This is a genomic window from Nostoc sp. C117, assembly GCF_043099735.1.
In the GTDB taxonomy this organism is placed as follows: Bacteria; Cyanobacteriota; Cyanobacteriia; order Cyanobacteriales; family Nostocaceae; genus Nostoc.
This window is the reverse complement of record NZ_CP170991.1, coordinates 3851273-3862500: the sequence shown is the minus strand read 5'-3', so window position 1 is coordinate 3862500 and position 11228 is coordinate 3851273. Positions and strand designations below refer to the sequence as shown.

The window sequence follows — 11228 nt, the reverse complement described above, 5'->3', positions numbered from 1 at the left end:
TTGCCAAGATTAATTTGTAAAATAGTAATTCTTTTTTTCGTTAAGGGAGAATTTACTCTGTGTTTGAATTTAGTGACAGATGTATCTAGTATATTTATTGGTTGAGTTTCCATTATTTACTAATCCTTGAATATGGACATTAATATTTTTATTTTTGCAATAATCTGTAAACTATTCCACTAATAATTGCGGCAATAGGTAAAGTTAAAATCCACGATAGTACTATCTGATAAAAAGCACGCATATTACATTTTTTATTAATCAATCCAACTCCAAAAATAGAACTAACTGAAACGTAAGTATTGGAAAGAGGAAGTCCAAACTGACTAGCTGTAATAACTAGAAATCCGGTTACTAGATTTGCCGATAAACCTTGAATCTGATTTATTGAGGTAATTTTTTCACTCATAGTTACTGCAACTTTTTGGGAGTTGAGTAAACCACCAAGTGCCATTGCGATCGCTATGGTGCTCATTGCTCCTTGAATTGAAAAATAGTCAATAATTAAAATGAGTGATGTAATCTTCGGAGTATAATTGAATCCTCTAGTAAAACTAATAATTCCAGCGCTGATAAAATGACAGACATAAATCATTTTCTGGTTAATTAGTAGGTTGAATTTTGAATTAATATACTTAGATAAACTGTAAATTCCTGCTCCCAAGAAAATAGCAATCATTGGACTAAGTAATAAAGGCAAAATAAAGGAAGTTCCCAAAGTTGCAAAATTAACCTTCAGCCCGCTAGTTATTAATCCAGCACCAAGAATAGCACCTATTAAACAGTGAGTTGTAGAAATAGGAAATCCCATCAAGGTGGCGATGAGTACAGTTAAAGCCGCAGCGATCGCCACTGCTAAATGAAACTCTGGTGCATTGGCGATCGCGTTTGACACTAGTCCTTGTCCAGAAAATTTTTTAATTAGTCCGCTTGTTAAAAAAGTTGCGGCTACTGCACCAGCAAAAGTTGTAAAAGTTGCCCACAAAATTGCTGTTTGATAACTACTTATTCGGCTACCAAATAGAGTTGCTACACCTTTAAAGTTATCATTTGCACCATTAGAATATGCTAAAAAAAGAGTAACTAAAAATATACTAATTAGTAACATTTTGGATTTTAATAAGTAAGAAACAAGAATCCAGAATCCAGAATGCAATTGGTAAAATATTGAAATTGTGCATTCCTTTGCCAATCGCACAGAATTATTCTGAATTCTTACTCATGAAATTTAAATTATTTTCTGAAAAAATTAACAGCAACCACCACCGCTATAATGCCAAGTAGAATCGGTAATAATTATTTCTGATGGCTTTATAGCTCCAAGCTTAGCAGCAGTTTTATCACACACAGATGCGGGAATTCCTCGTTGAAGTAGATGACCGGCTAAATCATCAAATAAAGGTTCATAACCAGCATAAATTGCTGTTTTACCCGTAAAAATACAAGGACCATCTTCTGGAATAGCAACCTTACAAGAAACAGAATCCAAGCTTTCTAAAAGTAGGTTTTCTTCCAAATTATAAGTCTGGATATCTAGTAGACGATAAGGACGACGGGCACGAATTTCAACTTGACCAAAGCCGGCATTTGTAATCCGTTCAATATACTCTTGATATATGAGTGCGCCGGATAAACACATAGCTCTTAGTCGATGATCTTGTTGAAGATGGGCTGGAATTGGATGAGTAGCAATTGGATCGCTCATTTGCAAGCGTCCACCTGGTTTTAATACCCGATATGCTTCTTTTAAAGCACGAGTTAAATCTTCCGGTTCAAAGATGTTGAAAAGGCAGTTCTGGGCCACAATATCGATGCTAGCATCAGCAACGGGTAAATTAAAAGCATCGCCGTCCCTGATTTCTACAAAACTGGTGTCAAACCAGGGGTTTTCTTGAGCAGCAATTTCTAGGTTCTGTGCAGCGGCTTCTCGCATAGCCGTAACCGGTTCAACGGCAATTACGGCAGCTAGATGGCGCGAAAAATAAGCGAATTGCAATGCTTCTAACCCACCACCAACACCGACATATAGCACAGTGGGTTGGTTTCCAAGTTCGGTAGGGTGAACAGTAGTGCCACAGCCATAGTTCATTTCCTGCATTGGTAAAGGAATTTTTAATCCTGGTAATTGCAGGGGTGTACTTTGCACGCAACAAAGACCAACTTGGGGGGTTTGGGCAACTTCCCGGTAAAATTCTGCCGCTGTTTCTAGATAGGTCATACCAGTTGAGATTTTGGATTTTAGATAATCACAGCTTTGTGCATCGTAGTATAGTTAACTCTGAACTGCATGAGTTTTTGCTGAGATTGCCAAAAAATACAAATTTTCTTATGGTAGATGTATTTGTAGTTTTAGCGTTATTTAACATTGGAGAGTAAAAAATAGGGACTTTCTAAAATATCTGCGCCGTCTGTTTGATGTCTTCTTCGCAGGTGAGTGCGGAATGTGGCTAATAACTCATCAATGCTGAAGGGTTTAAGTACGTAATCGTCAGCACCAGGCTTAATACCTGCAATGCGATCGCTCACTTTATTTTTGATGGTTCGTTAATAAGATTATCGGCATTCGATCGCCAATACTTCGCAGGCGGTGGCAAATTTCCAACCCTAGCAAACCAAGCAACATCCACTCTAAAATAATTAAATCCAGATGAAACTTCCCTGGTGTGGTAAGTGTAGTTAATCTATCGTAAGTAATATTAATGATTTTAGCAGGGTATGGTAAGCAACAATCCAGTAGTGAAACCATTTAGCAAGGTGTCAACTACAAAATACCCAGACATCTAATTGAGTGTACGCTAGCTTAGTATAAATATGAGCAAGTAACAACCGTAAGTCTGCAATTCACGATAACTGCTCGATTAAATAACAATTCAAGTGACTATTAGCAATAAGCTGTGATATCTTCACCACATTCATCGGCAAGATAACAGAGCGCTCTAAAACGCAATCCAACTACTTCCTCGTACAGAGGATTTAATTTACACATTGGTGGAATATGAAATAGCTTGCGACCAAACAAAGTGATTTCCCGTTCAAATGGACACTGAGCAGGAATAGCTTTGCAGAGGAAATGGGCAAATTTCGAGTTATGAATTTCTATTGACTCCAACCACTCGCGGACTGGGTACAGTGGATCTTTGTGTAACTGGACTTGAATAAAGCTTGACATAATTCCTATCCTTTATATTTTTAAAATAGATTGGGTTGGTTGTATTTGAACCTCTAAGAATAGATACGGTCTACTGTTATAGTTTTATGCAGCGATCGTTAGTTTTTTGGTTTTCTATAGAGATCTCATCAGTCTCTAGGACACTTTTAAATACACATTCAAGTACCAAAATTCCGGATAATTTGCCAAGGTGAGCATAAGTATTTTGCTAAAGGTTAAGCTAGATATTGCTGGACTGGAAAGGTATACGTAACTAACTTCTTGGAGGCGCAGCCACTTACCCAAAAAAGCATTCTGCTTCAGGGAAACTGCGAAAACTAATGGATAATGACTTTTTTAGTAACAAAAAGTTCCTTTTTGATCTCTGGGCATCAAGCTACGATTGGCTTTTTCCTTCAGTGTTTTATCAAGCTGTTCAAAAACGGTTGCTAGAATACGTCGATTTACCAGAGCGATCGTCGAATGTACTCGATATCGGCTGTGGTACTGGACGCTTACTTGAGCGTCTTGCTACTCAGTTTCCCGAACTGCGGGGCACTGGATTGGATTTATCTACTAATATGTTACGGATGGCAAGACTCAGCAATCGCCACCATCCCCGTTTAATTTTTATTGAGGGCAAAGCTGAGTCTCTTCCCTTTGCTAATGGTCAGTTTGATGCTGTTTTCAGCACTATCAGCTTTTTGCACTATTTGGAACCTCAACAAGTAATTAGTGAAATAGCACGGGTACTTTCTCCTGGCGGACGCTTTTATTTGGTTGATATTACTTCTAATAAAGAGGTAGAACCTCAACTATTGCCAATTTCTCCCCGTGGAATTCGACTCTACAGTCCTAATCAACGTCAACTTCTAGGTTCCTCTGCTGGCCTATTGTGTTTGAGTCACCATTATTTACTAGGGTTTGTTTTGCTAACGATTTTTGCTAAACCTTAGACTTGAAAGTATGGTCAGAATACAATTAAAAATCAAAAAATAGTTACAATGAATGATCTCATTATTTAGTGATATCGATTTCTACGGAACGCGAAGCCCTAACAATCCGTTTTCCATTTGACCTCCTTGCTAAGACCAGGAAACTCAGGAAAGACAGCGAATCATTATAATGCTAATGCTTCGTCAATTGTTCTGAATTTAGATGAACTGAAATAATTTAGCTTGTAGAAATAATGTGGTGCGTTACACTCCCATAACGCACCCAATAAATCAATCTCTAAATTTCAACATTCAAAATACGCACTAAAAAAGCCCATTTATCGGCAGCTTCCTCGATAATTTTAGCTGTGGGTTTACCTGCACCATGTCCTGCTTTCGTCTCAATTCTAATTAGCACTGGCGTATCACCTGCGTGATTTGCTTGCAAAGCTGCGGCAAATTTGAAACTATGAGCAGGAACAACGCGATCGTCATGATCGGCTGTGGTAATTAAGGTTGCTGGGTAAGCTGTATTTGGTTTGATGCTATGCAATGGTGAATAGGCGTACAGCGCTGGAAACTCTTCTGGATTATCTGCTGAACCATATTCAGAAGTCCAAGCCCAGCCGATGGTAAATTTGTGGAATCGCAACATATCCATAACACCGACTGCTGGTAAAGCTGCACCAAACAAGTCGGGACGCTGCGTCATACAAGCACCCACCAATAAACCGCCATTACTACCACCTGCGATCGCCAGTTTATCACTTTTAGTATACTTGTTAGCAATTAACCACTCACCTGCGGCAATAAAATCATCGAAGACATTCTGTTTTTTATCCTTCATTCCTGCTTGATGCCATTCTTCTCCATATTCGCCACCACCACGTAAGTTTGGCATTGCATATACACCACCCATTTCCATCCATACTAAGAGACTCACAGAAAAGCCAGGTGTCATCGAGACATTAAAACCACCATAAGCATAAAGATAAGTAGGATTAGTTCCATCCAATTTAATGCCCTTTTTATGGGTAATAAACATTGGCACTCTAGTACCATCTTTGCTGTGATAAAAGACTTGTTTTGTCTCGTAATCATCATGATTAAAATCTACCTTTGGCTCACGAAAAACCTCACTTTTTCCCGTTACTATGTCATAACGATAAATAGTGCCTGGTATGGTAAAGCTGGTAAAACTATAAAAAGTTTCAGTATCATAACGCTTACCACCAAAGCCACCGACTGAACCGAGTCCGGGTAATTCTACCTCGTGGATAAATTCACCCTTGAGGTCAAAAATTTTGATTTGGCTGTGAGCGTCTTTCAGATAATCAACTACAAATTGATTGTTGAGTATACCTACACTTTCCAACGTTTCTGCTGACTGAGCAATAATTTCTTGCCAATTTTCTCTTGCAGGTTGTTTGGTATCAATAGCAATAAGTCGTCCCCGTGGTGCATTTAAATCGGTGCGAAAATAAAAGACACTATTATCATTATCTATCAAGCTGTAATCTGCTTCAAACTGGTTAATTAGTTCTAAAACTTCAGCATTAGGATTAGTCAAGTCTTTGTAGAAAACTAAATTTTTGGAATCAGTCCCCAACCAAACTGAAATTATTAGATAATGTCCATCTTCAGTAACGTCACCACTAAAACCCCATTCTTTTTGATCGGGACGATGGTAAATTAGTATATCTTCTGATTGGGGTTTACCAACTTGATGATAGTAGAGTTTTTGATAATAGTTAACATCTTCTAATCGAGTTTTTTCATTTGGTTCATCGTAGCGACTGTAGAAAAAACCTTGACGATCGTGTGTCCAAGATGCGCCAGAAAATTTAATCCACTTCAAGAGGTCTTGCAAATCTTCACCTGTTTCAACATCTCTGACTTTCCACTCTTGCCAATCAGAACCAGAGGCAGATAAACCATATGCTAAAAGTTTACCATCTTCACTAATGGACAATCCCGAAAGTGCAACAGTACCATCTTCTGAGAGTTTATTGGGGTCGAGTAAAACTCTAGGCTCATCGTCGAGGGATTTCAGGGTGTAAAGGACGCTTTGATTTTGCAGTCCATCATTTTTAAAATAAAAGTACTGTTCACCTTCTTTAAAGGGAATACTGTATTTTTCGTAATCCCAAAGTTTTGTGAGACGTTGTTTAATTTTTTCCCTAGAAGGAATTTCACTCAGGTAGCCAAAAGTAACTTGATTTTGTGCCTCAATCCAAGTCCTTGTTTGTTCGGAGTCAGGATCTTCTAACCAACGGTAAGGGTCTGCAACTAAAGTACTGTGATAATTATCGACTTGATTAATTTTGTTGCTGGGTGGGTAGCTGAGAGATCTTTCAGGCGAGGGCATAATATCAGGGTAAAATTACTATTTTACATACTACAAAAATAAACCCAATATCTAGAGTATGTACTAGTAAAACAAGGCTACAGTAAAAAGTAAAAGTGCAGAATGTAGGTTGATTTACCGCAGACGATCGCCCAAAAACGCACGAAATAACTCACAGGCGAGACTTGCCTGAAAACCATGCACATGCACCAACCCCATCTTGTGTAGCTGGGATGCTTGCACAGCCTCGCAATCTACAGGACTTGATTGCCGAACAATTTCTGTCAAGCATGGCAATAAATTGGGATAACGTTGCAGATTTGACCATTGTTGTTCTAAATGGTCTGCATAGATGGCGGTGGCGATCGCAGAATTTTCTAAGAGTTGTTCCAGGGTTATTGTCTGCTGATGTAGATAGTAAAATGCCAGTTGCAACCGATAGGGATGTCCTCCCAACAGAGCGATCGCTTTCTGCATCTGTTGTACGGTCATTTCCTCTCCCCACCGATTTGCTAATTCCTGTATCTGATTTGGCGTAAACTCAGGTAACTCAATAACCAGCCCAGTATTCAAGAAGGATTGATTGATCGCAACGTTCATCAAGATTTCCGTAGAATAAACTGTCACCAATCGGAAATTGTGCCAAGGATTGCTGTCTGCAACCCTTGCTTTGGCTTGCTCAGACCAAGTTCGCAAAAGTAGAAGAAATTCACGGGTAATGTCGGGGTAGGCAAAAAGCTCGCTAAGTTCATCAATCGCAATGACGAGGGGGTAATCAAGGTTAGCTAAGATAACATCCTCAAAGTAGTCTGTAGCGTTCGATTTGCTACCCAAGGAGTTATCCCAAAAATTGGCGATGCTTAGATTGGGCTGCGCCAACGCGTTCGTTAAGCCTAGCACAGAACCATTGCAGGAAGCGTTCTAGGTTCTGTAAAATCTCGTCGTTGGCAAGTTGCAAGCTCACGGAAACAGTTTTATATCCAAGATTTTTAGAGTAAGCCAGAATACGGGTCATTAGAGAGGTTTTGCCCATTTGCTTGGGGGCGCGGATGTTAATCGACGCACCCGATTGCTGGATGGCTTCGTAACAGAGCGATTCGAGGATAGGACGATCAATATATAAGGCTGAATCCAGAAGCATCTGTCCTCCTGGTGGGGTGAAGGGATGAGGTTGCAGATTGTCTTGGGGTCGTTCCATTTTGTGAGTTTGAAGGGTATTGTTGCGATGCCTACGGCTGGCTACGCCTAAGCGGAGCGTCTCTAACGGAGAATCGCAGATTGGTTTGATGGTCAAGCAGATTTCAGCAGGAGACATTGAGCTAATCTCAGCAAGATTGTCTTGTTCAGGTAACAAATAGAGATAATCGTCTTTTAACAAGGTCAGATTAAAGGCATTGAAACAGCACTCCAAGGTTCGCTTATCAACTCCTATTAAGCCAGTAAAGACCTTGCTGATGGTATTAGGAGTTAAGCCCGTTTTCTCACTCAGGTCTTCAAGAGTGCATCGCTTAAAGTTTTGCTGAATTTCTATCTCAGCTTTTGCTTGATTGAGTTTTCTGAAACCTTGAGAAGTCAAAATTGTACCCCGCCGCCGTAGATGATTTTTCGATTGTAATTGCATTTCTTACTCTAATTAAAGTATAAAAATGTGTTTAGTAATCGGCTTACTAAGTCTAACTAAATAGATGACTGATGTACTTGAAAAATTTATGCAATATCGGTAAAAATTTACAGCTGAAATCCCGAAAAGCTTATCCTTAAAGGCTTTTGTATGGGAATTTATTTAATAAAATGAAGTATATTTGTTAACTTTGTATTTTATCCAAAGTTAATAACTAAGTTAATTAATAGGTACGAAAAACTTAAGTTTTCAATAGCTAAAACCGATACAGCAGATGCATTTTGCAAATTATTGATACTAAATCTTTATCTTTTTTTCTTAAAATTGTAAACTTTGGTGGTGTTGCAAATAGAAAATCCGCATTATTGAGTCATAGACAATTCAGAGGTTAATCGATGACTGATATAATAATTTCAGCTCATGGTGGTAGATGGTCAAATGACCCACAAAATTTTCGACTTCCTTATGGAAGTGAAGTTTTGTTTTACGTTGAGGATGGGGGTCTTCTAAGTAACCAGGATGGCTATGAAATCCTCGACAAGCTACAAAAAGGGATAGTTCCAGGTGGAAAGATTGTTCAAACAGTTTCTTCTACTGAAAATTAGTATTAAGGTTGCTGACTTTACAAGCAATGACAAAAACTCTATCAATAACGTGAGTTCGACGGGCTGAATTGACCATAGTTACTGGTTAGGGCTTCAATAAAAGAGGTGGCGATCGTGTAATACTGTTATGGCGTATCTACAATCTCGCTTGGATATCACAAACGTTTTTTGCGACTTAGACGACTTCTGCCAAATTTTTGAATCAGGATGGAAGGAAGCACACCTACCGCAGATGGCAGGAGAGAAATTAAGCAAGTGTCGAATGTGTTTGAGCGAGATCATGACTATCGTCATTGCATTTCATGGATCTGGGTATCGCACATTTAAAGATTTTTATACATTGCAAGTTCTACCTCATTGGAAGAATGCCTTCCCGAATCTAGTCAGCTACAACCGATTTGTTGAAATCATGCCTTGGAGTCTAATGGCATTGTGTTGTTATCTACACAGCCGTCGAGGAAATACTACTGGGATTAGTTTCATTGATTCAACTCCGATTAGTGTTTGCCATAAGTGTCGTGCAACCTCACACAAGGTATTTAAGGAATATGCTCATTGGGGTAAGAATTCTGTTGATTGGTATTTTGGTTTCAAATTACACCTAATTATCAATGAACAGGGGGAATTAATCGCTTTTAAACTGACCTCAGCTAATGTTGACGACCGTGCGCCAGTTCCAGATATGACACAAAATATTGTTGGTAAATTGTTCGGTGATCGAGGTTATATTTCACACAAACTTTTTGAGGAGCTTTACGAGCGAGGTTTACAGCTAATCACAAAGCTCAAAAAAAATATGAAAAATAAGTTGGTTCCCTTGATGGATAAAATCTTGCTCCGTAAGCGGGCTGTAATTGAGTCGGTCAATGACCAACTTAAGAACATTTGCCAAGTCGAACACTCAAGACACCGCAGTGTACTCAATTTTATGGTTAACCTTTTAGCTGGACTGGTCGCTTACACCTACCAAGAGAAAAAACCTTCTTTAGATATTAACCCTAAAGGTTTACCTGCTTTGCCTGCTGCGGCTTTTTAGGTTCGTCGAACTCACGTTATCAATAAGTTCTTTTCCTTTCTCTCTCCCTTTAAAAATGAAGAAATTATTGAGTTAAAATCTTCAGGAGATTTCACAGTTTGTGGTTATATGATGCTAAAAATGCCTTCTGCTTATCCTGATGATGTGTTATTGTTCTTGCATCATGTTAATTATGGAGAGAACAACAATAGACAATACGTTGAAGGGGGTGTTCTGTTAATTAAACTTTCTTTAGCCAATCTAAGCTCTACTTTATCCATTTTTGAAGATATGGGAAGTTAACAGCCAATGAATCTAGTTTACTCAAACTTTTGATAAAGACCTTTTTCTTCACTATGATTTTCTGGCTCTAGTTTTGAATAACATTTTTTGAGTAACTTAATAAAGTCCAATAGTGCGATCGCTTATCTTGTCGGGTGCGTTAACTGAAAGTACCGCACCAACTAAATTATCCTCCAAATGAGGTATTAATGGTGAATTACGCGATCGCTAACCCACCTTATATTTGAGGTTGAGGTTAACGAAGATGCGATCGCCAAATTTTAAGATGAGGGACGACGAAATTTTACTGTAATTTAAGCAACAGCAAACTCAGTTAACTTACGAGTTTCTGGATCATGGAAAGCTAGAACAATATCCTGTTTAGCTACATTTTCCCTTAATAACTCAGTAGCAATTCCTTCCTCTGTCCAATCTTCCTCAATATAAATCTTCTCATTTTTAATGCGAATATGAACTTGAATATTTCTGATTTTTTTCTTCCCTTCCCAACCCATAAATAGCCAAAAATATTGATCGTGTATCTCGTCAAAAACAAGACAACTTTCTCGATCTAAATTGGCTGAACCAGAAACCCATTCATGATATTCTGTTAATATTTTTTTTATACAATTACGATATTTTGCTAATTTATCCATTGTACAATTTCCTCCTTTTCCATCTCAACAACAATCAAAAGTAATTGATTTATTTTATTAATATCTTGAATTGACTCCCGTTTAAAAAAGTTTTCGTAAATACTGTCTTTAATTGCTAAATAAATTTGATATTCTGGTTCAGTAAGATTGATTAAGTTTCGATATAAAATATATTGTCCTAAAGCTAGTTCAAAATCTCTCATTGGTGAGGCGCTTAAAAAGCTTTTAATCTCAACAACAATTTTGCGTCCATTTTGTTCAGCAGCAATAGGTTTGTCTGCTGCTAAATCAGCAAATAATTCAGCATCTTTGTATTTAATTTTATAAGGATCGGCTAAAATGCTCCAACCATCTTTGATTAAGGCATTTTTGACCGCATCGTGGTAAACATCTTTTGCTGGCATATTTTAGGTTGATCTTAACAAAGATGCGATCGCAGCTACAAATAAGACAAAAACCTAGTTGCTATTCTACAGAGTAAATGAGCGATCGCCTTCTACCACTGTCATACCATTTTTCGAAAGCTCATACTCAGTTCCGTCTATAAATCAATACGGTTTAGTTAGCATCACAAAGCTTAACCCAACCGATAATTTTTCTTAACTAGACCTCTTTTTTT

At 38.2% G+C, this 11228-nt stretch carries 14 protein-coding genes (1 of these 14 cut by a window edge); 3 read left to right on the top strand and 11 right to left on the bottom strand.

The genetic code is table 11. The annotated features are described in order from the left end of the window. The 6 genes from arsS to ACFG4S_RS16590 all read right to left on the bottom strand — a co-directional run. A protein-coding gene (gene arsS / locus ACFG4S_RS16615) for an arsenosugar biosynthesis radical SAM (seleno)protein ArsS (RefSeq protein WP_392535829.1) crosses the window boundary here: on the bottom strand, positions 1-113 show its start. 895 nt of this gene lie to the left of the window's left edge; the window shows 113 of its 1008 coding nt (coding positions 1-113); the start codon lies at positions 111-113; its stop codon lies off the left edge, out of view. Positions 114-148: 35 nt separating this feature from the next. Next, positions 149-1108: an anion permease gene (locus ACFG4S_RS16610; RefSeq protein WP_392535828.1), complete on the bottom strand. Its 960-nt coding sequence runs from the start codon at positions 1106-1108 to the stop codon at positions 149-151. 141 nt (positions 1109-1249) lie between these two features. Beyond that, complete coding sequence (gene arsM, locus ACFG4S_RS16605) at positions 1250-2218, bottom strand: arsenosugar biosynthesis arsenite methyltransferase ArsM (RefSeq protein ID WP_392535827.1); 969 nt, start codon at positions 2216-2218, stop codon at positions 1250-1252. Positions 2219-2355: 137 nt separating this feature from the next. Further along, the gene (locus ACFG4S_RS16600; protein ID WP_392535826.1) at positions 2356-2526 is read right to left on the bottom strand and encodes a hypothetical protein; all 171 of its coding nucleotides are present in this window, start codon (positions 2524-2526) and stop codon (positions 2356-2358) included. A gap of 1 nt (position 2527) precedes the next feature. Further along, positions 2528-2746 (bottom strand): hypothetical protein, encoded by a 219-nt coding sequence (locus ACFG4S_RS16595; protein ID WP_392535825.1) that lies wholly within the window; start codon positions 2744-2746, stop codon positions 2528-2530. Between the two features lie 135 nt (positions 2747-2881). Beyond that, positions 2882-3169, bottom strand: coding sequence for a Mo-dependent nitrogenase C-terminal domain-containing protein (locus tag ACFG4S_RS16590; RefSeq protein ID WP_392535824.1), 288 nt, complete (start codon positions 3167-3169; stop codon positions 2882-2884). A 320-nt stretch (positions 3170-3489) separates the two neighbouring features. Between ACFG4S_RS16590 and ACFG4S_RS16585 the strand changes: the two genes are divergently transcribed. Next, positions 3490-4104 carry a class I SAM-dependent methyltransferase gene (locus ACFG4S_RS16585; RefSeq protein WP_392535823.1) on the top strand — a complete coding sequence of 205 codons (615 nt, stop codon included), beginning with the start codon at positions 3490-3492 and terminating at the stop codon, positions 4102-4104. 277 nt (positions 4105-4381) lie between these two features. Here the strand turns inward: ACFG4S_RS16585 and ACFG4S_RS16580 are convergent, their stop codons facing one another. From ACFG4S_RS16580 to ACFG4S_RS16570, 3 genes are all read right to left on the bottom strand, one after another. Beyond that, positions 4382-6451 (bottom strand): prolyl oligopeptidase family protein, encoded by a 2070-nt coding sequence (locus tag ACFG4S_RS16580; protein ID WP_392535822.1) that lies wholly within the window; start codon positions 6449-6451, stop codon positions 4382-4384. A 114-nt stretch (positions 6452-6565) separates the two neighbouring features. Further along, the gene (locus ACFG4S_RS16575; protein ID WP_392535821.1) at positions 6566-7264 is read right to left on the bottom strand and encodes an AAA-like domain-containing protein; all 699 of its coding nucleotides are present in this window, start codon (positions 7262-7264) and stop codon (positions 6566-6568) included. A 4-nt stretch (positions 7265-7268) separates the two neighbouring features. Further along, the gene (locus tag ACFG4S_RS16570) at positions 7269-8051 is read right to left on the bottom strand and encodes an AAA-like domain-containing protein (RefSeq protein WP_392535820.1); all 783 of its coding nucleotides are present in this window, start codon (positions 8049-8051) and stop codon (positions 7269-7271) included. A gap of 395 nt (positions 8052-8446) precedes the next feature. Between ACFG4S_RS16570 and ACFG4S_RS16565 the strand changes: the two genes are divergently transcribed. Continuing rightward, positions 8447-8656 carry a putative adhesin gene (locus ACFG4S_RS16565; protein WP_392535819.1) on the top strand — a complete coding sequence of 70 codons (210 nt, stop codon included), beginning with the start codon at positions 8447-8449 and terminating at the stop codon, positions 8654-8656. 148 nt (positions 8657-8804) lie between these two features. Beyond that, positions 8805-9692 (top strand): IS982 family transposase, encoded by an 888-nt coding sequence (locus tag ACFG4S_RS16560; RefSeq protein WP_392535975.1) that lies wholly within the window; start codon positions 8805-8807, stop codon positions 9690-9692. Positions 9693-10267: 575 nt separating this feature from the next. Here ACFG4S_RS16560 and ACFG4S_RS16555 read toward each other — a convergent pair. Together ACFG4S_RS16555 and ACFG4S_RS16550 are read right to left on the bottom strand one after the other, a co-directional pair. Next, positions 10268-10609 (bottom strand): XisI protein, encoded by a 342-nt coding sequence (locus tag ACFG4S_RS16555; RefSeq protein ID WP_392535818.1) that lies wholly within the window; start codon positions 10607-10609, stop codon positions 10268-10270. Then, on the bottom strand, positions 10597-11013 hold the full coding sequence (locus tag ACFG4S_RS16550; protein ID WP_392535817.1) for a XisH family protein: 417 nt from the start codon (positions 11011-11013) through the stop codon (positions 10597-10599). The genes ACFG4S_RS16555 and ACFG4S_RS16550 overlap by 13 nt, the downstream gene beginning before the upstream one ends. Between the last annotated feature and the right edge of the window lie 215 nt (positions 11014-11228).